This is a genomic window from Neisseria sp. P0014.S002, assembly GCF_051958295.1.
Classification (GTDB): domain Bacteria; phylum Pseudomonadota; class Gammaproteobacteria; order Burkholderiales; family Neisseriaceae; genus Neisseria; species Neisseria flavescens_B.
Genome location: NZ_JBQCVO010000008.1, coordinates 1 through 24,533, shown reverse-complemented (window position 1 = coordinate 24,533; position 24,533 = coordinate 1). Strand labels below are relative to the sequence as shown.

The 24,533-nt window shown below is 48.6% G+C and carries 23 protein-coding genes and 1 tRNA gene; 5 read left to right on the top strand and 19 right to left on the bottom strand.

Annotated features, from left to right (window positions below):
• Positions 1 to 12 precede the first annotated feature (12 nt).
• Positions 13 to 1,236, bottom strand: coding sequence for a sugar MFS transporter (locus ACTHSX_RS08405; RefSeq protein ID WP_440377408.1), 1,224 nt, complete (start codon positions 1,234 to 1,236; stop codon positions 13 to 15).
• Between the two features lie 271 nt (positions 1,237 to 1,507).
• Here ACTHSX_RS08405 and ACTHSX_RS08400 point away from each other — a divergent pair, with 271 nt between their 5' ends.
• Positions 1,508 to 1,921: a YqaA family protein gene (locus ACTHSX_RS08400; protein ID WP_440377409.1), complete on the top strand. Its 414-nt coding sequence runs from the start codon at positions 1,508 to 1,510 to the stop codon at positions 1,919 to 1,921.
• Between the two features lie 66 nt (positions 1,922 to 1,987).
• On the opposite strand, the gene ACTHSX_RS08395 is transcribed toward ACTHSX_RS08400, so the two are convergent.
• The 4 genes from ACTHSX_RS08395 to ACTHSX_RS08380 all read right to left on the bottom strand — a co-directional run bounded on the left by ACTHSX_RS08395 (position 1,988) and on the right by ACTHSX_RS08380 (position 5,791).
• Entirely contained in the window at positions 1,988 to 3,181 is a 1,194-nt protein-coding gene (locus ACTHSX_RS08395) for an amino acid aminotransferase (RefSeq protein ID WP_311460498.1), read from the bottom strand.
• 99 nt (positions 3,182 to 3,280) lie between these two features.
• A complete protein-coding gene (locus ACTHSX_RS08390; RefSeq protein ID WP_440377410.1) occupies positions 3,281 to 3,931 on the bottom strand; it encodes an HAD family hydrolase in 651 nt (216 codons plus the stop codon).
• Positions 3,932 to 4,000: 69 nt separating this feature from the next.
• Positions 4,001 to 4,945 (bottom strand): cation diffusion facilitator family transporter, encoded by a 945-nt coding sequence (locus ACTHSX_RS08385; RefSeq protein ID WP_440377411.1) that lies wholly within the window; start codon positions 4,943 to 4,945, stop codon positions 4,001 to 4,003.
• Positions 4,946 to 4,960: 15 nt separating this feature from the next.
• Positions 4,961 to 5,791, bottom strand: coding sequence for a ferritin-like domain-containing protein (locus ACTHSX_RS08380; protein WP_295697944.1), 831 nt, complete (start codon positions 5,789 to 5,791; stop codon positions 4,961 to 4,963).
• Between the two features lie 289 nt (positions 5,792 to 6,080).
• On the opposite strand from ACTHSX_RS08380, the gene lolA reads away from it, so the two are divergent.
• Entirely contained in the window at positions 6,081 to 6,701 is a 621-nt protein-coding gene (gene lolA, locus ACTHSX_RS08375) for an outer membrane lipoprotein chaperone LolA (RefSeq protein ID WP_036493771.1), read from the top strand.
• A gap of 77 nt (positions 6,702 to 6,778) precedes the next feature.
• Here the strand turns inward: lolA and glmM are convergent, their stop codons facing one another.
• Both glmM and ACTHSX_RS08365 read right to left on the bottom strand, forming a co-directional pair.
• Complete coding sequence (gene glmM, locus ACTHSX_RS08370) at positions 6,779 to 8,116, bottom strand: phosphoglucosamine mutase (protein WP_440377412.1); 1,338 nt, start codon at positions 8,114 to 8,116, stop codon at positions 6,779 to 6,781.
• Between the two features lie 198 nt (positions 8,117 to 8,314).
• Positions 8,315 to 9,172, bottom strand: a complete 858-nt coding sequence (locus tag ACTHSX_RS08365) for a c-type cytochrome (RefSeq protein ID WP_440377413.1) — start codon at positions 9,170 to 9,172, stop codon at positions 8,315 to 8,317.
• Between the two features lie 285 nt (positions 9,173 to 9,457).
• Between ACTHSX_RS08365 and ACTHSX_RS08360 the strand changes: the two genes are divergently transcribed.
• Positions 9,458 to 9,533, top strand: a tRNA-Arg gene (locus ACTHSX_RS08360).
• 91 nt (positions 9,534 to 9,624) lie between these two features.
• On the opposite strand, the gene ACTHSX_RS08355 is transcribed toward ACTHSX_RS08360, so the two are convergent.
• Together ACTHSX_RS08355 and ACTHSX_RS08350 are read right to left on the bottom strand one after the other, a co-directional pair.
• Positions 9,625 to 10,818: an amino acid aminotransferase gene (locus tag ACTHSX_RS08355; RefSeq protein ID WP_440377414.1), complete on the bottom strand. Its 1,194-nt coding sequence runs from the start codon at positions 10,816 to 10,818 to the stop codon at positions 9,625 to 9,627.
• Positions 10,819 to 10,928: 110 nt separating this feature from the next.
• Positions 10,929 to 11,702 (bottom strand): FadR/GntR family transcriptional regulator, encoded by a 774-nt coding sequence (locus tag ACTHSX_RS08350; RefSeq protein WP_440377415.1) that lies wholly within the window; start codon positions 11,700 to 11,702, stop codon positions 10,929 to 10,931.
• A 339-nt stretch (positions 11,703 to 12,041) separates the two neighbouring features.
• Between ACTHSX_RS08350 and ACTHSX_RS08345 the strand changes: the two genes are divergently transcribed.
• Positions 12,042 to 14,018: a TonB-dependent copper receptor gene (locus ACTHSX_RS08345; protein WP_440377416.1), complete on the top strand. Its 1,977-nt coding sequence runs from the start codon at positions 12,042 to 12,044 to the stop codon at positions 14,016 to 14,018.
• A gap of 125 nt (positions 14,019 to 14,143) precedes the next feature.
• Here the strand turns inward: ACTHSX_RS08345 and ACTHSX_RS08340 are convergent, their stop codons facing one another.
• The 4 genes from ACTHSX_RS08340 to ACTHSX_RS08325 form a co-directional block, all read right to left on the bottom strand.
• On the bottom strand, positions 14,144 to 15,481 hold the full coding sequence (locus ACTHSX_RS08340; RefSeq protein WP_440377417.1) for a sodium-dependent transporter: 1,338 nt from the start codon (positions 15,479 to 15,481) through the stop codon (positions 14,144 to 14,146).
• A gap of 267 nt (positions 15,482 to 15,748) precedes the next feature.
• A complete protein-coding gene (locus tag ACTHSX_RS08335; protein WP_440377418.1) occupies positions 15,749 to 16,654 on the bottom strand; it encodes a metal ABC transporter solute-binding protein, Zn/Mn family in 906 nt (301 codons plus the stop codon).
• 79 nt (positions 16,655 to 16,733) lie between these two features.
• A complete protein-coding gene (locus tag ACTHSX_RS08330) occupies positions 16,734 to 17,609 on the bottom strand; it encodes a metal ABC transporter permease (RefSeq protein WP_440377419.1) in 876 nt (291 codons plus the stop codon).
• Between the two features lie 77 nt (positions 17,610 to 17,686).
• Positions 17,687 to 18,412: a metal ABC transporter ATP-binding protein gene (locus ACTHSX_RS08325; RefSeq protein WP_440377424.1), complete on the bottom strand. Its 726-nt coding sequence runs from the start codon at positions 18,410 to 18,412 to the stop codon at positions 17,687 to 17,689.
• Between the two features lie 270 nt (positions 18,413 to 18,682).
• On the opposite strand from ACTHSX_RS08325, the gene ACTHSX_RS08320 reads away from it, so the two are divergent.
• Entirely contained in the window at positions 18,683 to 18,979 is a 297-nt protein-coding gene (locus ACTHSX_RS08320; RefSeq protein ID WP_004520632.1) for a DUF2288 domain-containing protein, read from the top strand.
• Positions 18,980 to 19,045: 66 nt separating this feature from the next.
• On the opposite strand, the gene apaG is transcribed toward ACTHSX_RS08320, so the two are convergent.
• The 6 genes from apaG to hpnD all read right to left on the bottom strand — a co-directional run bounded on the left by apaG (position 19,046) and on the right by hpnD (position 24,104).
• Positions 19,046 to 19,414 carry a Co2+/Mg2+ efflux protein ApaG gene (gene apaG, locus ACTHSX_RS08315; RefSeq protein ID WP_003682575.1) on the bottom strand — a complete coding sequence of 123 codons (369 nt, stop codon included), beginning with the start codon at positions 19,412 to 19,414 and terminating at the stop codon, positions 19,046 to 19,048.
• 96 nt (positions 19,415 to 19,510) lie between these two features.
• On the bottom strand, positions 19,511 to 19,999 hold the full coding sequence (locus tag ACTHSX_RS08310; protein ID WP_204789089.1) for a phosphatidylglycerophosphatase A family protein: 489 nt from the start codon (positions 19,997 to 19,999) through the stop codon (positions 19,511 to 19,513).
• Complete coding sequence (thiL, locus tag ACTHSX_RS08305; RefSeq protein ID WP_440377420.1) at positions 19,992 to 20,948, bottom strand: thiamine-phosphate kinase; 957 nt, start codon at positions 20,946 to 20,948, stop codon at positions 19,992 to 19,994. The genes ACTHSX_RS08310 and thiL overlap by 8 nt, the downstream gene beginning before the upstream one ends.
• 188 nt (positions 20,949 to 21,136) lie before the next feature.
• On the bottom strand, positions 21,137 to 21,856 hold the full coding sequence (locus ACTHSX_RS08300) for an SDR family oxidoreductase (protein ID WP_440377421.1): 720 nt from the start codon (positions 21,854 to 21,856) through the stop codon (positions 21,137 to 21,139).
• A 95-nt stretch (positions 21,857 to 21,951) separates the two neighbouring features.
• On the bottom strand, positions 21,952 to 23,259 hold the full coding sequence (gene hpnE, locus ACTHSX_RS08295; protein ID WP_440377422.1) for a hydroxysqualene dehydroxylase HpnE: 1,308 nt from the start codon (positions 23,257 to 23,259) through the stop codon (positions 21,952 to 21,954).
• Positions 23,256 to 24,104: a presqualene diphosphate synthase HpnD gene (gene hpnD / locus ACTHSX_RS08290; RefSeq protein ID WP_440377423.1), complete on the bottom strand. Its 849-nt coding sequence runs from the start codon at positions 24,102 to 24,104 to the stop codon at positions 23,256 to 23,258. Before hpnD ends, hpnE begins: the two co-directional genes overlap by 4 nt.
• Positions 24,105 to 24,533 lie beyond the last annotated feature (429 nt).

Below are 24,533 nucleotides of genomic sequence, written 5' to 3'. Positions count from 1 at the left end.
TATCATGATGAATTATTCGTCAGCTTTGTAGCCTTTTATAGCAAAGAAGACGATGTATACGTAACAAATTGCCGATACAACGAAAGAAATCATCAGGCCGTAAGTATCCGCTGCCCAACCTTGTACCACAGGCACAACCGCACCGCCGACAATCGCAGTACACAATACGCCGGAAGCACTGCTGGTGAATCGGCCCAGGCCTTTGGTTGCCAAAGAGAAAATCGTTGGGAACATGATGGAGTTAAAGAAGCCGATGGCCAACAATGCCCACATCGCAATATCTGCACTGGCTTTACCTACCAACATAGAAACGCCCAATAGGGCAACGGCAGCGGTAGCATTGAATGCCAAATAGCGGTTAGGCGCAATTTTCGCCATGATGGCAGAACCTAAGAAGCGGCCAACCATCGCGCCGCCCCAGTAAAACGACAGATATTTTGCGGCAGACGAGTGGTCCATACCTTTCAGGTAACCCAACACGCTGACCAACAAAGAACCGATAGATACTTCTGCACCAACGTAACAGAAAATACCAGCCGCACCAAAAACCAAATGACGGTATTGCCATACGCTGTGTTTGCCATCATGGTTGTGTTCACTCTCTTCTTCAGCAATTTTGTTTGCATCAGGCAGACGAATCATTTTGACAAACACAGCCAAAATAATCAGCAAACCGGCCAAACCCAAATATGGAATTTGAACAGAAGAAATTTGCTCGGCTTTGCTGACAGTTTGTGTCGCATCAGCCAAAATCAGGAATGCACCGATTTGCGGAGCAATGGTCGTACCCAAAGAGTTGAATGCCTGAACCAAAGTCAGTGTTGCAGATTCTTTACCTGGTTTAGACAACAGGGTTACATAAGGGTTACCCGCCACTTGCAACAGCGTTACACCTGAAGCCAAAATAAACAGCGCGCCCAAGAAAGTAGGATAAGAATGGCTGCCGGCGGCAGGATAGAACAATAGACAGCCGATGGCAGTCAATACGAAACCGCCAATTACACCGTTTTTATAGCCGATTTTGCCGACAAAATAACCCATAGGAATCGACATAATTGCGTAAGCGGTAAAGAAGCAGAACTGAATTAGCATCGCCTGAACATATGTCAGCTCGAAAATATCTTTCAGATGCGGAATCAAAATATCGTTCATGCAGGTGATGAAACCCATCATGAAGAAGAGTGTGGTCAAGACGACCAGCGCAGGAGTATGATTTTGTTGTGAATGCGCAGACATAATTTGCCTTTCGTTTTGTTAAGACTCGCCAAAAATGAGCTGAAAGCAGTTCATTAAACTTAACACTCATTAACAGCGTCCGTATCATACTGATAATCCGTCACTTTGAAAACTATTTTCTAACAGCCGACCACATTACTCTTTAGACGTTTAATTTTAAAAAATTCAATAATATTGGATTTATATTTTGATATATTGAAAAATAAAGGCATAATCCTCTTATTGAACCTGTTATTTCTTTTTTACAATATCACTTGATGCAACTCAAAACATGCCCCTTCTTTACGCTTACCTTGCCCTGATTGCTTCTGCCTTCACTTCGGCCACACTACTTCCAGGTACATCCGAGGCGGCATACGCCGCATTTGTATACCAATATCCGCAACATGCCCTCGGCGCATGTTTGTGTGCCGGTTTGGCGAATGGCTTGGGCAGTATGGTTTCGTATTACATGGGCAGAATGTTTCCGGCCAAGAAAAAACCGTCTGAAAAAGTATTGGCGCGTATACAAAGATGGGGGATTTGGCCGCTATTGTTTGCATGGCTGCCGATTATCGGCGATGCCCTCCCTCTTGCCGCAGGCTGGCTCAGGCTCAATGCTTTGCATTGCGCCATCATTCTGATTACAGGCAAACTGCTGCGCTATGCCATGATTTATTGGGGAATGAACGCAGTTGCCGGATAAGCCACCACAACTAAAAAATAAAGGCCGTCTGAATGGTTCAGACGGCCTTTGCCTTTAATTCGACAATTACAAGACTTTCACAATGCTTTCGCACAGGTAGTCAATGTTGTCATCGGTAATGCCTGCAACATTAATGCGGCCGGAGCGGACGGCATAAATGGCAAACTCGTTTTTCAAACGGTCGACTTGTTCGGGAGTCAGACCGCTGAAAGAGAACATACCGTTTTGTTCGATAATGAAATCAAAATCTTGGGTTGCACCTTTTGCTTTGAGCAACTCGACAAATTTTTGGCGCATGGCTTTGATGCGACCGCGCATTTCATCGAGTTCGGCAATCCATTGTGCTTTCAAATCATCATTTTTCAACACCAGCGCAATGGTGTTCGCACCGTGTGAAGCCGGGTTGGAATACAAGGTACGGATGATGGTTTTGACTTGGCTGTGGGCGCGTGCAGCGGTTGCTTCGTCTTCCGCAACCAAGGTGAACGCGCCGACGCGCTCGTTGTACATACCGAAGTTTTTGGAATAAGAGCTGGCAATCAGCAATTCTGTATTGTGTTTCAAGAACACGCGCAAGCCGTAGGCATCTTCTTCCAAACCATTGCCGAAGCCTTGATAAGCAAAGTCAAACAGTGGCAACCAGCCTTTTTCGGCAGAAAGTTTTGCCAAAGTTTCCCATTGTTCGGGCGTAGGGTCGATGCCGGTAGGGTTGTGGCAGCAGCCGTGCAGCAGGACGATGTCGCCTTTTTGCGCTTGGCTCAAGTCTTCAATCATGCCGTCCCAATCCAAACCGTGTTTGGCGGCATCATAGTAGCGATAAGGTTTGTCTTGGATACCGACCGCTTTGGCGATGGCATTGTGGTTTGGCCAAGTCGGATTGGAAATCCAGATGGTTTGCGCGTTCAACTGACGTTTGGCAAACTCGGCCGCAATACGCAATGCGCCTGTACCGCCAAGGCTTTGCGCTGTTTTGGCGCGACGGCTGGCGATGATTTCGTGGTCTTTGCCAAACAGCAGGATTTGGGTTTGTTCGTTGTAGTCGGCAACGCCGTCAATGGTCAGGTAGTTTTTGGTTGTTTCGCTTTCCAACAGGCGTTTTTCAGCCTCTTTGACGGCTTTGACTATAGGCGTTGCGCCGGATGCGTCTTTGTACACGCCGATACCGAGGTTGACTTTCTCCGGACGGGTTTCGGCTTTAAACGCCTCGCCCAAACCTAAAATCGGATCAGCAGGAGCAGCTTCGATATGCTTGAAGAACATGATTTTTCTCTTTACAAGTAGTAAAACGGTTGAAAAAATACAAACTTAGTACGATTTTACGCCGTTTCAGGCCGTCTGAAAACGGATTATTACAGGGTTTTAACGCAAGATTGCCAACAAATCCAAAGGCGTGGCAATACGGAAATCGGCAAGCCAGTTTTCGGTTTGGTCTTCGGTAGAAATATAGCCCCAATCGGCAAGCACAGTCGTCATGCCTGCATTCTTGCCTGCCTGCATATCGCGCTCGGCATCGCCGACATAAAAACATCGCTGCGCCTCAACACCAATCTGTTCGCACGCATAAAACATAGGCTTCACGCTGGGCTTGGGTTCATCGCATGTATCGCCGCTGACAATGACGGCGGGAGGCACAGTAAACCCAAGCTTAGGCACGAGGACATCGGTAAAACGCATAGGCTTGTTGGTGATAATGCCCCATTGGATACCGCGTTGAACTAAGGCTTCCAACATTTCGTTCACGCCGTCGAACAAGATGGTTTGGTCGGCATAGCAGCGGCTGTATTCGTCCAAAAACTCTTTACGCCATTGCATATAGTCCGGATGGTCGGGCGTAATGCCTGCGCCAAGTCTGAGCAAACCGCTCGCACCATGGCTGGCCTGCGGACGGATTTCATCCATGCTTTTTTCAGGCAAACCGTGTCGGCGCAATACCGTGTTGAGCGCACCACCCAAATCAAGTGCGGTATCGGCAAGCGTGCCGTCAAGGTCAAATAATACGGCTTGGGTCATAAGTATTCCTTTGATGATTTTAGAAGGCCGTCTGAACAATCCAACAAGTTTCAGACGGCCTGAATATGGTTAATGGTGATGATGTTCGTGCATTTCCTGCGAACACAAAACTTCATCTTTATGCGGATGCTGTTCGCTTTCAATCTGAATCGTACAATGCCCGATGTTGTGATGCGCCAATTCATGTTCGATGCGGTAGGCGATTTGTTCAGACTCTGCAACCGTCATGTTGCCATCGACAACAATATGGCAGGACAAAACGTGGATATTGCTGGTAATCGTCCAAACATGCAAGTCGTGAACGGACTTTACACCTTCCGTATTGCGGATAACGCTGAGCAACTCATCGGTATGGATGTTTTCCGGCGCGCCTTCCATCAAAATGTGCAAAGTCTGTTTAAACAGCTTCCAGCCGCTGCGCCCCACCAAAGCCGCCACCAATACGCTGGCAACCGTATCCGCCCATTGCCAGCCATACGCCATCATTAATACCGCTGCGACAATCGCCCCTATCGAGCCGAACAAATCGCTGATTACATGTAGGTACGCACCTCGCATATTGACGTTTTCTTCGGTATCGCTATTTTTCAACATATAAACGGCGACGCCGATGTTGACCAGCAATCCGATGATACTGACCACCAACATGCCGCCCGTCAAAATTTCCGGCGGATAAAACAATCGTTTGACTGCTTCATAAAAAATCATTGCCGCAATCAACACCAGCGACAGGCCGTTAAACATCGCCGTCAAAATTTCAAAACGCTTATACCCAAATGTTTTTTGCAGCGTGGTCTGTTTCTCGCCAAGTTTGAATGCCCACAATGCCATGCCCAGCGAAAACGCATCGCTGAACATATGCCCCGCATCGGAAAGCAAAGCCAAAGAGTTAGTCAGCCAGCCGCCAACCGCTTCAACCAGCATAAATCCGGCAATGACGAAAAATGAAATGCGCAATACCTGCTTGTTGGCGGTATGCGTATGCGCGTGCGAATGATCGTGATGATGTGCCATGATGGTTTTACCGTTTCAGACGGCCTTTTTATCCTGTTTCAAACTTTTCTCAAAATCTTCCAACATATCCAGCTCGAAACGGCTGAATCCTGCACGTTCCCGTGCTTCGATATTGACGTAGCCACGGAAGATAAACATATCGTAACGCGCAATCAGGCTGCGGAACAGGGCGACCGGTTCCAAACCGCGCTCACGGCAAAGATGCTGATACCAATGATTGCCGATGGCGACATGCCCTACTTCATCGCGGTAAATAATATCCAACACATCGCAGGTTTCCATATCGCCGCGCTGCGCCACTTTTGCACGAATACCCGGCGTAACATCCAAACCGCGCGCTTCCAATACCCGCGGCACCAAAGCCATGCGTAACAAGGGATCGTAAGCGGTTTTATACGCCATGTCCCACAAATGCCCATGCGCTTCAAAATCGCCGTAATCGTAGCCCAAGCTGTTCAGACGGCCACGCATCAAGCCGAAGTGAAACACTTCTTCTTTCGCCACCCTTACCCAATCGCGCACAAACTGAAACGGCATATTGCGGAAACGATACGCCGCATCCAAAGCCAGATTAATCGCGTTAAATTCAATATGCGCAATCGCATGCAACATCGCCGCATAGCCTTCGACCGTATTCATCTTGCGCGGCGTAACCTCCGAAGGCGCAACCAAACGCGGACGCAACGGATGACCGGCAAAACGGCAATCCACGGGTTTCGACGCTTCAGCCGTCAAGCCTTCCGCCTCGCCCAACTGCGCAAACAAGGCCTGCGTCAATTTTCCTTTTTCATCCGGATTGTCCGACAGCAAAGCCTGTTCCAATAAAGGATAAGGATTCAGATACATACAAAACCATTGTTTTCAAAAGATAAATATTATAACCGTTTTAAAAAGCAAACAGAAAGACTATAATTTCACGCTTTCCGTAAAATGACATTAAATACCACACCAAGCCCTTATGCGTTTCATTAAAAAAACGTCAAAACCAAATGCAGGACGTCTGAAGAAATAAAGTTATTTCAGTCACTTGCTTGGATTTTTCATATTTACACAAATTAAACCCTCCATTCAGCCCCTTGCCTGTTACACCATAACGTCTATACTGAACCCATCTCTCCGAACAAGGAACCAAAACATGAAAACTACCCGACTGTTCACCCTGACCGCTGCCGCGCTGCTTTCTTCAGCCATCGGCTTTGCACAAGCCGGCGCAGTGGACGCCCTGAAAAAATTCAATAATGACGCCGACGGTATCAGCGGCAACTTCAGCCAAACCGTTCACAGCAAAAAGAAAACCCAAACCACATACGGTACATTCAAAATCCTGCGCCCTGGCTTGTTCAAATGGGAATACACCAAACCCTACAAACAAACCATCGTCGGCGACGGCAAAACTATTTGGCTCTATGACGTAGATTTGGCGCAAGTAACCAAGTCCTCACAAGACCAAACCATCGGCGACAGCCCTGCCGCCATTCTCTCCAACAAAACCGCATTGGACAGCAGCTACACGCTGAAAGAAGACGGCTCTGCCAACGGCATCGACTACGTTTTGGCTACGCCTAAGAAAAACAACGCCGGCTACCAATACATCCGCATCGGCTTCAAAGGCGACAACCTTGCCGCCATGCAGCTGAAAGACAGCTTCGGCAACCAAACCAGCATCAGCTTCAGCGGTTTGAACACTAAGCCTAACCTTTCCAGCGGTATGTTCAAATTCACCCCTCCTAAAGGCGTTGATGTCTTGAGCAATTAAGCTTTCAACTGAAACACAAAGGCCGTCTGAACAACAGACGGCCTTTTATTTAGTTCAATTCAACATCAAACACACTGTTACTTTTGACCTTGAATGGCAGCGGCAATTTTTTCTGCACCTTTTTTCGCCCAGTCCGCCTGTTTGGCTTCCACCATCACGCGCACGACAGGCTCGGTACCTGAAGCACGCAAGACCACGCGGCCTTTGCCTTCGAGTTCTTTTTCCACTTCGGCCAAAGCCTCTTTGGAAGCATCCTGCCAGTTTTGGCCTTTTTTAATGCGGACGTTAATCATGGTTTGCGGATACGGCTGCCAATCGGCGCAAACGGTGGCAAGGTCTTGATTCAAGATTTGCAATGCAGCCAAAACTTGCAGCGCGGAAATAATGCCGTCGCCGGTATTGTGTTTGTCCATGCACAAAATATGACCGCTGGCTTCGCCGCCAATCAGCCAACCGCGTTGATGGAGCTGTTCCAACACATAGCGGTCGCCCACTTTGGCGCGGCAGAAATCAACGCCCTGCTCTTTCAAAGCAACTTCCATCGCCATATTGGTCATTACCGTACCCACCACGCCGCCGATTTCCACGCCTTCGTGCGCGCGTGCTTTGGCAATCACATAAATCAAGCTGTCGCCGTCATACACTTTGCCATTGCGGTCAACCATCATCAAACGGTCGCCGTCGCCATCCAAGGCAATGCCGTAATCGGCTTCATTTTGCAACACAGCGGCTTGCAAAGCTTTCGGATGGGTCGCACCGCATTTTTCATTGATGTTGTAGCCGTTTGGCTCATTACCGATACTGACCACTTGCGCACCCAATTCATGGAATACTTTAGGCGCAACCGCATAGCCTGCACCATTAGCGGTATCAACCACCAATTTTAGACCGCGCAAGTCCAAATGACTTGGGAAAGTGGATTTACAGAACTCGATATAGCGGTCATCCGCACCATTAATCCGGCGCGCACGGCCAAGACGGCTGGAGGGCTGAGTTTTCATTTCCTCATCGATTTTGGCTTCGATTTCCAACTCGATTTCATCGCTCAGCTTCACACCGCCTTCGGCAAAGAACTTAATGCCGTTGTCGGAATAAACATTGTGGGAAGCAGAAATCATCACACCGGCAGACAAACGCAAAGCACGGGTCAAATACGCCACGCCCGGAGTCGGCAGAGGGCCGGTTTGAATAACATTAACACCGGCAGCGGTAAAACCGGCAATCAGCGCAGCTTCCAGCATATAGCCTGAAATACGCGTGTCTTTACCGATCAAGACAGTCGGTTTGATTTCGCCTTCGTGCTGCACCAAAACCTGACCTGCCGCATAGCCTAATTTCAGGACAAAATCAGGATTAATAGGGAATTGACCGACTTCGCCGCGCACACCATCAGTACCGAAATATTTTTTTGCCATGAGATAACTCCGTGATTGTTTTGTCGTATGTGAATATGGTTGAACTTCTTTAAAAAATATTGTGTTTGAAGGCCGTCTGAATCTTTCAGACAAACCACAATCTACTACTTCCGTATTATAGCAAGATCAGGCCTTCCTGCACGAAAAAAGCGCATCCTATGCAGAATGCGCTTTCTATTCGAGATTCAAAGTCAAATCTTAGAATTTAGCACCAGATTGATTAGCCATGTAATCAACTGCAGCTTTCACTTCATCGTCGCTCAGGCTGCCGTTACCGCCTTTGGCAGGCATTGCGTTAAAGCCTTCGAGTGCGTGTTTGTGCAGGGTGTCTTTACCTTGTTTGATACGAGGAGCCCAGTCTTCTTTTTTGCCTACATGAGGAACACCGGGAACTGCACCGCCGTGACATGCTTGGCAGTTGGCTTCGTAAACTTTTTTACCGTCTGCACCACCGGCAGCTGCGCCTTTGTCTTCAGCTTTGGCAGCGTCCGCTTTAGGAGCATCGGCAGGAGCCGCAGCATCAGCCGCTGGAGCTGAAGCAGCTTCGCCGGAAGCAGCGGCATCGGCAGGAGCCGCAGCATCAGGATCAGGGAAAGTACCGCCGGCTTTGTTGGCCATATAAGTAATCGCGCGTTTCAATTCTTGGTCGGTCAAATCAGCCGCACCACCTTTGGCAGGCATTGCGTTGAAACCGTTCAAAGCGTGTTGGAACAAGGTATCAAAACCTTGGGCGATACGAGGAGCCCAATCACCTTTGTTTTCAAATTTAGGCGCATTAGGAACAATGCTGTCCGCCGCGTGACATTGGATACAGATTTTGTTGAAAATCTGGTCGCCTTGACGTTCGCCGACAGGGATGCCGTCGCCCAGTTTGAGTTGGCCGACTGGCTGGATACGGGTTTGAGTCGCAGCTTCGGTTGTTTCGTTAACATCGCCGAATGAACCGCTTCCCGCCAATTTGATCAGGAAGAAAATCACTGCAATAACAATAACGATACCGCTCACAAGGGTGAACAATGCAGAGCCTTGGGCTTTGTGGTCGCGGAGTTGTTTCATTTGGTAGGCCTCGCCGTTAGGTTAGGTTGTGCTGTAAGTTATAGTTTATGTGTTAAACGCAATTAACAATATTTTGCTGGATTATACTGAATTCGCAAAGGCTTTCCAATCCATCTTGAGAAAAAGATACGCAAAAATCCTCAAAAGGCCGTCTGAATTCTGCTAAGCCTTTGTAGTTAATTGATTATTCCAGCCATACAAAAAAGTGGCCGCCAATGCCACTTTCAGACACTTTCAAGATAAACTTTGCCAATAAAGCCAATATGCGTTAACCTTACGGCTTCCGCACCCATAGCTCAGTTGGAAGAGTGTCAGTTTCCGAAGCTGGAGGTCACAGGTTCGATCCCTGTTGGGTGCGCCAATTATAAAGAGGCCATCTGAAAGATGAAAATTTTTCAGACGGCCTTTTGATTTACTTCAAATAAAACTACATTCAATTTCAGATTGAACGGCTATTGCAACACTTTGGCAAATGCCTCGGCCACATAATCGATATTCGATGCATTCAAACCGGCCACACACATCCTGCCCGAATCTAGCAAATAAACGGCAAACTCGTCACGCAGGCGGTGTACCTGCTCTACGGTCAGGCCCGTATAGCTGAACATGCCGCGCTGTTTGATGAAATAGCTGAAATCGCGATTGGGGATTTTGGCCGTCAAAACATCATAAAGCTTCTGACGCATGGCACGGATGCGGTCGCGCATGGCGTAAACCTCGTTCTCCCACAAAGCGCGTAGCTCCTCGCTGTTCATCACATCAGACGCAATATATGCTCCATGTGCTGCAGGGCTGGAATAAATGCGGCGGACGGTAAATTTCAACTGTCCGAATACCAGCCCTGCTTCTTCCTTATTAGGACACACTACGCTCAAACCGCCGACGCGCTCGCCGTACAGCGACAGGTTTTTCGAGAAAGAGTTGCTGACAAACAAAGGCAGTCCCATTTCGACGGCTTTACGAATCGCATATGCATCGCTGTCCAAATCCTCGCCGAAACCTTGATAGGCAATATCCATAAATGGAATCAGCTTGTGCGTTTTGATGATGTCCAACACCTCATCCCATTGCGCTTGCGACATATCTACGCCGGTCGGGTTTTGACAGCATGGGTGCAAAATCAAGACGCTGTTTTTCGGCAATGTTTTGAAAAACGCTGTCATTTCTCCAAATTTCACGCCGACGGTTTCAGGGTTGTAATAAGGATACGTCCCCACTTCAAAACCGGCGCCTTCAAAAATGCCTTTATGGTTATCCCAAGTCGGATCGCTGACATAGGCTTTTGCATCAGGGAACCACCGGTGCAAAAAGTCGGCACCGACTTTCAATGCCCCCGATCCGCCTAAAGTCTGTACGGTCGCAACACGCCCTTCTGCCAGCGCCGGATTATCCTTGCCAAACAACAAACGCTGAACCGCGCTTCGATAAGTGTCCAAACCTTCCATCGGCAGATAAGGCGATGGTCGCGGTACGGCCGCACGTTCTGCTTCTGCGCGGCAGACAGATTCCAAAACCGGCATTTTGCCTTCGTCATCAAAATAAATGCCTATGCTCAAATTGACTTTTTCAGGACGCTCGTCGCGTTTGAAGGTTTCAACCAAACTCAAAATCGGGTCGCCCGGATAATACTCGACATGACGGTACATGGTGCTTCCTTTGTTTTCAGACAGAATTGATGAAGATTGTGGCACTAAAAGTCCTTGTTTGCAAAATCAGGCCGTCTGAAAAATTCAGACGGCCTGATTATTTTTAAACGCTACCAATCTACCCGTTTCAAATCATTTTGTGCCAATACATCCGCATGCTCGCTGCGGCTTTGATATTCCCTGTCCTGCAAAATGCGGCGGGCGACATAATTCAAATGTAGCTTGGCCGCTTCAGCAGCCTCCGCCGGTTTGGCCTGCGCAACGGCTTCAAAAATAGCGCGGTGCTGGGCAATCAATGTCGGGCGCGGGTCTTCGGTTTGATGGATATAGATAATGCCGCTGCGTGTTTGCTGATAAAGCATTTTGAGCAGGCTACTGGAAAGATGACTGAATAGGATATTGTGTGCAGCATCGGCAATGGTTTGATGAAAGCTGACGTCTGCTTCGGCTTGATGCTCCAAATTTCCGCTTTCACAGGCCGTCTCGAACTTCTGCCTCCAGAAGTCAATGCGTTTCAAATCGGCATCAGTCCGTCTTTCGGCAGCCAAAGCCGCCATACAGCCTTCAACGTGACAGCTGAAATCGAATACGTCTGTTTCCCAATTGGTATGCTTGCCGAGCAAATCCTGCCAGCTTTGTAAAAAATCCTGCTGCGGTTTGACGGAAACATAATAGCCATCGCCCTGCCGTGCTTCCAAAACCTGCTTGGCAATCAAGATATTCAATGCCACCCGGACCGACGGACGCGACACGCCGAATTCTTCCGAGAGCGTACGTTCGGGAGGCAATTTACTGCCTTCTTCATAAATGCCGGTCGCGATACGTTCTTCCAAAACGGCTAAAACCTGATCGCTGATTTTTTGCGGACGAACCAATTTCGTCATGTTGTATTCCTGATGATTGAAGGACAGTTGTATTCAGACGGCCATAAATTGGATTGACCAATTGGCCGCCCATTCTAATCAATCCCCTATTTTTTCGTCAAGAAATGCCATTCTCCCCATCGCAAGCAGTTTAATTCAAACACATTCATTTTTATTGAGTAACCTCACCAATGCCTTCAAATCAATATTTTGGTATGACCAATCTTAATAAACAACCTATTCGCCCAAAATCTGAAAATATTGATTTAGATTAAAATCCCACTGCTTCTATTTAACTAGACTTTATGTATAATACTTAGGTATTAGTCAAAATAATTCCTAATAATAGAGAGAAACGATATGAAATACCCACCATTACTTATCTTACCCATTGCCTTAGCCGTATCCCAAGCATGGGCAGATACCGATCCTACACCTGAAGAAACGGTTACCCTTTCCCCTGTCACCGTCACCGGCACACAACAACAAAAAGCCAATCGCGTTACTTTCAACCCCAAAGCTGCTTTGCAACCCCTCCCTGCCGGAGACGGGGCAGACCTTTTACAATCCGTGCCCAACATGAGCATCATCCGCAAAGGTGGCAGCTCGGGCGATCCGCTGTTCCGCGGCTTGGGCGGCTCGCGCCTCTCCGTCAATGCCGACGACCAGTTTATTTATGGTGGTTGCGGTATGCGCATGGACCCGCCGACTGCCTATATCCACCCCAATTCGTTTGATAAAGTCGTCGTCACCAAAGGCCCGCAAACTGTTACCCAAGGCATGGGATTGGTCAGCGGCTCGGTGCAATTTATCCGCAAAGACCCTGATTTCACTGAAAAAACTTACAACATTAACGCTACTCTGACGGCAGGCAGCAACGACCGTCTTGACGGCTCGTTGGAAGCCGAATTCGGCGGCAAATACGGCTACGTCCGTACCAATATCTCCCATAACGAAGCCGACGATTACAAAGACGGCGACGGCAACCGCATTCACTCCAACTTCAAACGCGACAGCCAAATGTTGCAACTGGGTGTTACCCCGACAGAAAACACCACCATTGCCGGCACATACGAGCGCAGCAGAGCCAAGGTTGCCTACGCCGACCGCATGATGGACGGCAGTAAATTCGACCGCGATGCATGGAACGTCCGCTTTACCCAGCGCAACCTTACTCCTTGGTTCAGCGAACTCGAACTGCGCTACGGCAAAAGCGAAATCGACCACGTGATGGATACATACAGCCTGCGTACCATCTACAATCCTGCCGGCAAGCAGATTAAAAATGCCAACAACCCTAAACGCAATACCGATACAGGCCGTCTGAAAGCCACTTTTGACTGGGACAAGCTCAACCTGCAAACCGGTTTGGACTACCTGGACGACGTCCACGTCGCACGCATGGAACGTGGCGGCGACGGCTACAGTCACAAGCCTTACATGCCCAACCAAAGTTTCAAACAATGGGGCGTTTTCACCGAAGCCGCTTGGCAGCAAACCGACAATCAACGCTGGGTAGCAGGTTTGCGCCATGACCAAGTCAAAGCGCATTACGATACCGCGCGCGTGACCGACCCCGTTTTGAAACATCAAAAATTCAATTTGAACTCAGGCTTCCTGCGCTGGGAAAGAAATACGGACAACGGCCTGAAATACTATGCCGGCTTCGGTATTGCCGAACGCGCACCTGACTATTGGGAACGCCTGCGCTCTGAAAACAAAGCCATCCGCGCAGAGCAAAACCGCCAAATCGATGCAGGTGTAATCTGGGAACGTCCTAATCTCCACGCTTCCGTATCCGTATTCGGCAGCGACATCAAAGACTTCATCATGATGGAGCGCCAAGGCATGAATTTCGGCGTGCGCAACATCAACGCTTCACGCTTTGGCGGCGAAGCCGAAGTCAAATGGACCTTTGCACCTAACTGGGAAGTCGGCACCAGCCTCGCCTACACCCATGGCAAAAACCGCACCGATGGCAAACCTTTGGCACAAACTCCGCCGCTCGAGTGGAACAACACCCTCGCCTTTGACAACGGCAAATTTAGTGCGGGCGCATTATGGCGCGTCGTAGCCAAACAAAACCGTTACAGTAAAGGCCAAGGCAATATCGTCGGCCAAGACATCGGCGCTTCCTCGGGCTTTGGCGTACTCTCGCTCAACGCTGGTTGGAAATTCAGCAAATACGCCACATTGCAAGGCGGCGTGGACAACGTGTTCAACAAAACCTATGCTGAATTCGTCAGCCGTGGTGGCGACCCGTCTGCCGGCACTCAAACCATGCGTGTGAACGAACCCGGCCGCACCGCATGGCTGAGACTGCAAGCGAAGTTCTAATCAGCCTCGCTATATAAAAAGGCCGTCTGAAAAATTTTCAGACGGCCTTAATATTTTTAATGATATTTTTAAACAAACAGTCCGGCGAAGCAATGCAACGCCGGACTGTTTGTTTCACTATCGGATTAAATCAAACCCAAAGAGTTGATAAACACGACAATAATCGCAATCGGCGCAAGATAGCGAAGCGCACCCAACCACAGGTAAAGCAGCTGTTTCGGAATGGTGCTGCCCATGCCTGCATCGCGCAGGACAGACTGTCTGTCCTGAACCCATGACGTAAACACGGCAACGCTCAATGCGCCAATCGGCATGATGACGGCGGAAATAATGAAATCCCACAAGTCAAAAATGGTTTTGCCGAAAATTTTAAACTCGCTCCATACGCCGAAAGACAGCGCCGAAGGAATACCGACTATGAAAATCGCAATACCGGTTACCCAAGCGTGGCTGCTGCGTTTTTTCTCGTCTTGGCGGATGGTTGCCGCGATAACGGTTTCCAGCATGGAAAACGCGGAAGTCAGTGTCGCAAAGACAACCAACAGCATAAACACGGCAAACAAATACGTACCCATCGGCATTTTCATGAATACCGCAGGCAATACGACAAAAATCAAACCAGGGCCTTGACCGGGTTCAAAACCGAAGGCAAATACCGCAGGGAAAATCACCAAACCGGCCAGCAGCGACACAAACAGGTTCATCCACATAATCACGTGGCCGGAGCGGAACATATCCTGATCCTTACCCAAATACGAAGCATAGGTAATCATCGCGGACACGCCGATACTCAAGGCAAAAAACGCCTGCCCCAAAGCAGTCAGCATCGTACCCGGTTTCAAATACGACCAATCCGGTTTCAACAAAAATGCCACGCCGTCCATTGCGCCAGGCAAGGTCAGCGAACGGATAGCCAATGCAATAAAGAGGATAAATAAACCCGGCATCAAGACGCGGTTTGCCTTTTCAATGCCGTCTGAAACGCCGCCTTTAACCACCCAAATGGTAATCAGCATAAACAAGCCTTGGTAAAACAGCGAACCAAACGGCGATGAAATCGTTTTGCCGAACAAGGCTTCAAAATCCGCACCGGCATGAATTTCACCGGTAAAGCTGTGCACGACGTAGTTCAATACCCAGCCGCCGACCACGCTGTAAAACGACAGCAAGATAAAACAAGCAGCCACGCCCATGCGGCCAACCCACGGCCACTGCGAACCGGGGCGCAATACTTTGAAGGAGTCGATGGCATTTTTACCACCCGTGCGGCCGATGTAAAACTCGGCCAATTGAACCGGCAAAGCCACCAAAATCGTAAAAATCAAAAACAAAAGAAAAAATACGGCGCCGCCATTTGTACCGGCCGTATAAGGGAATTTCCAAATTGCACCCAAACCGATGGCCGAGCCTGCCGCAGCAAGCACAAAGCCGATTTTGGATGACCAAGACGAATGGTTGCTCATGATGTAATATTAAGAAACGTGAAGATGCCGAATTGTAACAGGGTGAAGTCAAGCCGTGAGTGGCCGGCAGACAGCCGATAAGCAATTCGCACGGATGGTGCGTACTTACCAAGCAAATTAGCATGAATTTTTGATAATTAAACTTTTAATAGCACAAATTTTATTTTTATATTTTAAATTTGACGGTTTATTTTAAAAATAAGCATATAAAAGGCCGTCTGAAACCTTGTTTTTGAGGTTTCAGACGGCCTTTATCCTTAAGCCGCTTTATTTTTTCATGGCATCGGTCATAACTTTGACATTGTAGCGGTACATGCCGATGTAGCTGTTGGCCGGTGCGCCACCCAATGCATCAGAATACAAACGTCCGCTGACATTGACGCCGGTTTCTTTGGCAATACGGTCAATCATGCGCGTGTCTTTGATGTTTTCAGTAAAGACGGCTTTAATGCCCTCGCGTTTGATTTGGCGGATGATGGAAGCCACTTGTTTGGCAGACGGCTCGGCTTCGCTGCTCACGCCTTGAGGGGCGATAAATTCAATATTGTAGCGTTTGCCCATGTAAGAGAACGCGTCGTGTCCGGTCAAGACTTTTCGCTTGGCGGCAGGTACGGCATTAAAGGCAGCCTGCGCATCACTGTGCAGTTTTTTCAGCTGCATTTGATAGTTGCCCAAACGTTGCTGATAGTAGGTTTTGCCTTCAGGGTCGGCTTGAATCAAAGCATTGGCAACATTTTGCGCATAAGTACCCATCAGGACGGGGTCGGTCCAAACGTGCGGGTCAAACTCGCCGTGATCGTGATGATGGCCTTCGTGATCATGGTCATGATGATGGCCGTCCTCTTCTGCTTTCAAAGCCTGAATGCCTTTAGTCGCTTCGGCAAAAGGAACTTTGCTCTGTTTGACTGCGCGCTGTACATCGGCGGCTTCCAAACCCAAGCCGTTGAGCAATACCAATTTGGCACTGCGGATTTTTTTGATGTCGCCACTGGTCATGTGGTAGGCATGGCTGTCTTGGTTTGCGCCCACCAAGCTTTGAACGGCCACACGGTCGCCACCAATCTGTTTGGCCACGTCGCCCAAAATGCTGAAGCTGGTGACAACAGGCAAAGGAGCGGCATAAGCGGCACCGGTCAATAATGCGGCAACAATGCCGAGTTTCCAATGTTTCATATTCTCTCCAGTGATATAACGTAACATTAACATCATCATAAGACAGACCACCTGATTATTCAAGCGGCCGTCTGAAAAATCATGCCGTGCGGTGTTTCTTGCGGCGCAACCATTTTGCCAAAATGCCGCCTTCCCAACCGAATACGACGGAAATCAGGTAAAGCGTGCCGCAGCATAAAATAATAGCAGGGCCGGACGGGATTTCGATATGGTAGGAAAACAACAGTCCTGCCAAGCCGCAAAGCAAAGCCAATGCGACAGACAAAATCATCAGCCAACCCATACTTTTCGCCCACAGTCTGGCGGTAATTGCCGGCAACATCATCAAGCCGACCGACATCAGCGTACCCAATGCCTGAAAACCGGCAACCAGATTCATCACGACCAGCACCAAAAACAACACATGCCAAAAGCCGCCCTTACCACCGACAGCCTTGAGGAACAAAGGGTCTATGCTTTCCAACACCAGCGGGCGGAACATCACAGCCATCAGCAAAATAGTGACACTCGCAGAAACGGCAATCAGCTGTAAAGCCGGAATGTCCACCGCCAACACCGAGCCAAACAGCAAATGCAGCAAATCGACGCTGCTGCCGTTTTTGCTGACCAAAACCACGCCGATGGCAAGGCTGCTCAAATAAAATGCGGCAAAGTTCGCGTCTTCTTTCAATGAAGTAAACCGGCTGACCAAACCTGCCAACAAAGCCATCAGCAAACCGGCCGCGAAACCGCCGACGCTCATCGCAGGCAAACTCAAGCCGGCAAACATATAGCCAATGGCCGCACCGGGCAAAACCGCATGGCTCAAGGCGTCGCCCACCAAACTCATGCGGCGCATCACCAAAAACACACCGACGGGCGCCGCGCTCAATGCTAGGCAGAAAATCGATGCCAAGGCATAGCGCATAAAGTCAAATTCGGCGAACGGCGCAACGACTAAATCATATAAATTCATGTTTTATCGCTTTTTTTATTAATCTCTGAAAGCCTTAGGCCGTCTGAAAAACACTTACTTTCAGACGGCCTTGTCCATTAAACCGCGCACCAATCGGCCGCTTCCTGTTTCTGCATCATTCGGTTGGCCTGTGCCAAAAATTCATCGGTCAACACATTTTCCGTCGCACCGGCAGTCACTTTTTCACGCGCCAAAAGCAGTGTGTTGGCAAAATATGCCCTCACCTGCTCGTAATCATGCAACACGGCAATCACAGCCTGACCGTCCTGATGGCACTGGCGCAAAACTTCCAACAGCGCATAAGTTGTACGCGCATCCACCGCGTTAAACGGTTCGTCCAGCAGCAAAAATTTGGCATCCTGCACCAGCATCCGCGCGAATAATACACGTTGGAACTGACCATTGGACAAGTGCGCGATTTGGCGCGTGGCAAAATCCTGCATTTCCACGCGTTCCAAAGCTGCCATTACGCGCTTTTTCTGCGTTGCGTTCACGCGTCCGAAAAAGCCGATTTCATACCACAGCCCCATCGCCGCCAGTTCAAACACCGTCATCGGCTGGCTGCGGTCAATGTCCGACTGCTGAGGCAGATAGGCAATGTCCTTGCGCGCCATATCTTCATAGCGCACGCTGCCCGTGTCCGCCTTCTGCAAGCCCATAATGGCTTTGAGCAGGGTAGATTTGCCCGCGCCGTTCGGCCCGAAAATCGTCCACATCTTGCCATCTTCAAACACCATATCGACATGATGCACCACCGGCCTGCGCTGATAGCTGACCGTCAGATTCTCCACCACGATACTCATGGCGATACCGCCCAAAAATATACAGCCCACAACGCCGCCAATGCGACAAGCGCAATCAGCAGCCTTTGCAGCAATCCGGTCAACAATACAGAATTCATAAGCCTAAAACCGCCCTTGCCCGAATACGAACAACAGGCCGTCTGAAAGAAAATTAAAACATTAAAATGATACTGTATAACGTTAACCCTGTAAATTTCTTTCGTTTTCAGACGGCATCGGGCAAAAGGCAGAATATCGGTTACAATCCGTTTTTTATTTGATGATTGTCCTATGTCTATTCCACTCTTAAACGAAAAACTCAATACCGAAACCGCCCGCATTTCATGGGAAGAGCTGCAACCCCACTTCGCACGCGGTGCCGCCGTCTATGTTGCGCCCGATTTGGATTTGATTGCCGTCGCCCGCCATGTTGCCGAAGATGAAGCCGCACCATTGAAACAATGGATGGAACAAGGCAAATTCGGTGCCATCAGCGATGATATGGCACGCACATTTTTAGCGGATAAGCAGGAAATGTGGGCGGTTGTCGTGGCGCCGTGGGTATTGGTACAGCCTTGCAAAGACTGATAAGGCCGTCTGAAAAAACAAAACCGGAACATTTCGCATGTTCCGGTTTTTTATTTTTCAGACGGCCTATTGCAAAGTAAAGCCTGCTTTGAATTCAAGCTTCGGCACCCCGATAACGAAACGTTTGCCGATACTGTCTTCAAACTCATACGCGCCTTCGATGCTGCCCCAAGGCGTGCTGATTTGCGAACCGCTGTTGTACTCATAGGCTTCGCCCGGGTACAAAACAGGTTGCTCTTCAATCAGGCCAGCATGACCGACCTGCTCTGTCTCACCGTGTCCGTCGGTGATTTCCCAAAAACGCTGACGCAAAGTAATGATTTCATCACTACGGTTGCAGATGGTAATCAGATAATTGAAGGCATAGCGGTCACGATAGACATCGCTCTGACCGGCCATATAACGCGGCTCCACGTTAATCTCGATTTCATTCATAATTATTTACCCCGTATGGTATTTATTTTATTTCAATCCGGATAATTCCGGCGTGCCCGCCCTATTTTTGCAAAGGGTCGAAACACTTAAAACGCATCACGCAATCCAATAAAACAGGCCTAAGACCATCAAGGTCATCACAGCCGCAATCAAATCATCAAGCATAATGCCTAAACCTCCATGAATCCGCCGGTCAAACCATTTGATCGGCCATGGTTTCAACGCATCAAACAAGCGGAAAATAACAAAAGCAGCCAGCCACCAGCTCCATTTAAACGGAATCAGCGACAGCACCAGCAGCATCGCGACAATTTCATCCCAGACGATACCGCCGTAATCCTGAATACCCAGTTCCTTCTCGGTATAACCGCAAATGCGGATACCCCAAAAAAACAAGGCGATACACAATAAAAGCAATATCCAGCCGTCTATGCCCAACAGGCACAATACAAAAGCCAGAGGTAATGCTGCCAGCGTTCCGGCCGTACCCGGCGCAACCGGCGACAAGCCGCTGCCGAAACCGAATCCTAAAAAACACAATGGTTTGTGCAACAGCCAAGAAAAAGTAGGTTTACGTTCAGCCAAAATGATCAAATCCTAAAGAAGTCAGTTCCAATACGCCGCCTTCGGCATCCAAAATATTCAGACGGCCTGAGTCGGTAATTTTACCAATTCGAGCGACTGGTACGCCACTTTGTTCCGCTGCCTGACAAACGCGTTCCCTGTCTTCTGGAGCAGCGGTAAAAATCAGTTCGTAGTCATCGCCGCCGGCCAATACTGCCGACAACCATTGCTCGCGCGACAATACGTTTTTTAATTCAGGCAACGACGGCACACAATCGGCAAATATTTCCGCCCCGACAGCAGAGGCTTTTAAAATATGCCCCACATCTTGAGCTAGGCCGTCTGAAACATCTTGCGCAGCATGGGCAAACGGCAGCAATGCCAGCCCCAATGAAACGCGCGGCTCCGGACGGAGCAATTTATCATCGCAAACCGCCATGATTTCAGACGGCAATTGATAATGCCCCAGATGTTGGTTCAAAGCAGCGGCAGCCAAACCCAAGCGGCCCGATACCCAAATATCGTCGCCGACTTCGGCCGCATCACGCCGCAGGGCGCGCCCTGTCGGCACTTCGCCCACTATCGTTACATTAAAGACCAAATCGCCTTTGGTGGTATCGCCACCAATCAACACCGTATCAAAACGCGCGGCCAAAGCAAAAAAGCTGTCGCAAAAACGTGTCAGCCAGTCTTGATTCAATTCAGGCAGCGCAGCACTGAGTAACACCCAACGCGGCTTGGCACCCATAGCGGCCATATCGGACAAATTTACTGCAAGCATTTTCCATGCCAAATCTTCAGGCGAAACATCTTCAAAAAAATGTCTGCCTTTGACCAGCATATCAGCGCTAAAACATAAATCAAATCCGCTACTTGGGCGGATAATGGCGGCATCGTCGCCTATACCCAAAATCAAACCTTCCGATTTTTGTCGCTGCAAATATTGTCTGATAAAGTCAAATTCCGTCATATTTATCCAATATAACTATAACTTAGATTACTAAATCTAATTTTGTGCCAGCCCAACGGTTGCCTATTAGCACGTCAAACATCAAACCTACACCATTATTTAGATATAAAACTCAATAAGTTAAAGGCCGTCTGAAAATATAGATTTCAGACGGCCTCATGTTCTCAAACCAATCTGAGCAGGTAGATTTACAGATAGACGATTTCGCCTGTCCGCCCCCTGCTCTCTCGGCTTGCCCACCAAATAAATTGCGGCAGGACATCTTTGTAGTTTTTACGTTCGCTTTTCGATTCGCCCGGATGGGATTTGATGCGTTGCGGCGAATTGATGGCACCCGGCACCAAAACATTGGCACGCAGGTTATCAAAACGTTCCCACTCGTCCGCAGCCACTTTACACAAATAATTAAGCGCGGCTTTGGAAGCTCCGAAACCGCCCCAATAGGCTTGCGGTTTTTCGCCGTGGCTTTCACCGACAAAAATCACAGAAGCGTCTTCGGATTGCTTCAACAATGGGAACAGCGCACGGGTCAAGCCCATAGGCGCAACGGTATTGATGCGGTATTGGTTGACCCATTCTGATACGGTTTGGAAATCCAATGGCGACAAAGCATAGAAATAGCTGGCGCAATGCACCACGCCATCCAATTTTCCGCCAGTAGCTTCATCAATGGTTTCTGCGAATTGTTTAAATTCTTTTTCCTCTGCGCTCATCAAATCAAAGCAGATGGCAAACGGCTCTGGGCTGCCTGCAGCCACAATGGCATCATATACTTTTTCCAAACGCTTTTGATGACGCGCCACCAAAATGACAGTCGCTCCGGCCGCCGCATAGGCTTTGGCAACCTGCTCGCCCAAGCCTTGGGATGCGCCGGTAACCAAGATGGTTTTGTCCGCTAATGTCGTCATGACTTTTCCTTGAACTTTATGGTTTTGGATATTGTATCGACTTGGTAAGTTTTGTAAAGTCAAAAAGGCCGTCTGAACATTCAGACGGCCTCAGTTTATTCAAACCGCAAATCCAGCATAAGCTTTTCAGCCGCGGCAAAACCTGACTGAACCGCCGCTTCCAAGGTTGCCGGATAGCGCGGATGAAGATAATCGCCGGCCGGATAAATACGGCGATGGTGCAGCCATGAGAAATCAGGTTGTACAAAATCAACCGTTGCCGCCGTAGTCGCGCGTTTTTCCGTAATAATGCGTACGGCTTCGGGTTTATCCAAATCCGAACAAACCCGCTTAATGTCCGCATGAATTTTCTCGGCTAAATCTTTATCCTTCCAAGCCTCGGTGTAATCAGAAACGCTGATAACAACCGCGACTTCATTATCCGGCAAACCCAACGCTCCCCGATGCAGCACCCACTGCGCCGTACCATCGGCAAAGCCGGTTAAAGGCGCAGGCAGCTTGACCGCTTGGGCATAACGCAAATAAACCGTAGTAATCGCATGGTAATGCAACGATTGATAGGCCGTCTGAATATAGTCAGGCGTATCTTCAGGCAAAAGCGCGTCAACATGATATGGCGCAACAGCCAAAATCACCGCATCAAATACTTCGCCATTGATTTCAATTCGGCCATCGATATGATGGTTTAAATGTGTAATACGGGTTTCAAGATGGATTTTTGTACCATGTTTGTGTAGAAAATCCAAAGCCGGTTCGGCTACGATCCGCCCCAAATCCTGCTTGGGCAAAAGATAATCGCTGTTCGCCTTTTCAGACCACACGCCATCATTCAATACATTGCATAAAATGCGCAACGATGCCTGTTCTAACGGCGTATTTAAAGCACCCCAAACCAAAGGTTGCCAAAATTGGCCAAGCAGGCTGCGCGGAACATTTCGTGTTCTCAACCACTTTGCAACCGTCAAATCGGTTTTATGATGGCCTGTCCAACGTTGCAATGCCGACATATCCGACAGCAATTTGATTCTCAATGAAAAGGAAAGATTTTTTGCACGCAGGATACCGACAAGCAAATGCCACGGTGCAGGCAGAGAGGCCGTCTGAAACTGCAATCCCTCATGGATGTACCATTGCAAAGGCTGGCGTAAAAAGGCTGATTCAGGTTGAACGCCAATATGTCGCATCAAAGTTTGGACACCATGATACGCGCCCAACAAGATATGCTGCCCATTATCCAAAAAGCTGAATCCATCATCTTTCCCGGCTAAGGTACGCGCTCTACCGCCCGCTTGCCTCCCGGCTTCAAACAAAGCAATATCAGCTCGATGAATCAGGGAAACCGCCGCAGACAAACCTGCCCAACCGGCACCAATTACAGCAATTTTTGGACGCTGAGTATTCATGGTTTAAATCCAAACAGCCAAGTTTTCAAAGCAATACGTTTTTTACGTGGAGAAGGAATCGCAATTTTGTAAGCCAACACATTTTGCGCACCATCACGGTCGATTTCATTTAACAACGCATAATAAATAGCCGCCATAATCAGGCCGACTTTTTGCGATTTCTTATCCGCAGCCGGCAAAAGCAACATAGCCTCACGATAAGTTTCACGCGCCCTATCCACTTGAAACTGCATTAATTTTGCAAAATTGTCTGTCGGTTTACATTGCATGATGACGTTGGCAGGCACATCAAACTTCTGCATTTCCTCTATCGGCAAATAAATTCTTCCCTGTCGCGCATCTTCACCCACATCGCGAATAATGTTCGTCAACTGCAAAGCCAAGCCCATTTTGTCCGCATATTCCAAAGTTTGGGGATTCGAAAAACCTAAAATCCGCGCAATAAGACAACCCACCACCCCTGCAACACGGTGGCAATACAGCTTTAATTCATCAAAACTACCATAACGAGCCTGCTCCAAATCCATCTGCATGCCATCAATCAAAGCTTCAAATTCATTCTTCGGCAAGTCAAAATTTGCCCGAATATCTTTTAAAGCTTGATGAACAGGATGCTCCGGCATCTCATTATTAAATACTTTCTCCAAATCACTGCGCCACCAATTCAACGTTATCTGAGCTACATTTGGATCGGTACAGCCATCAACCACATCATCTAGTTCGCGACAAAAAGCATATAAAACAGTGATTGCATTTCGTTTTTCTACCGATAAAAAACGAAAGCCGGATAAAAAACTGGAATGGCTTTCTGCAGCCTTTTGATGACAATAATCCAAAGCAAGCACTGTGTATCCTAAAAATATCGTTATAAATAATTAGCAGGGATTTTATCTGTATTTAAAAAAGTACGCCAATATCAAAAATTCATCAGACAATAAGGCCGTCTGAAAGCTGATGTGAAGTATCTTTCAGACGGCCTAATATCCTACATCGCCACTATCGAAACCAACAGCATCACCACCAACAGCTGTATCAAGGAGTAGCCCCTCTGCACAGTTGCCCCATTCCGTTTTCCGTCAAATACCTTTAAGTACATATCTTTAATTCCCTTTATCTTTTTATCCCCATCCGACAGGATGGCTATCCGTTTGTCCCTTTTCACCCAATGGCCCCCATTGGTCCAAGCTCTCATTCCGCCCCCATACAAAGCCGCCCGTCAACCCGAACCGGCAAACGGTTCGGCCTCGGGGCGGCGTATACGGCAGTTAACCATC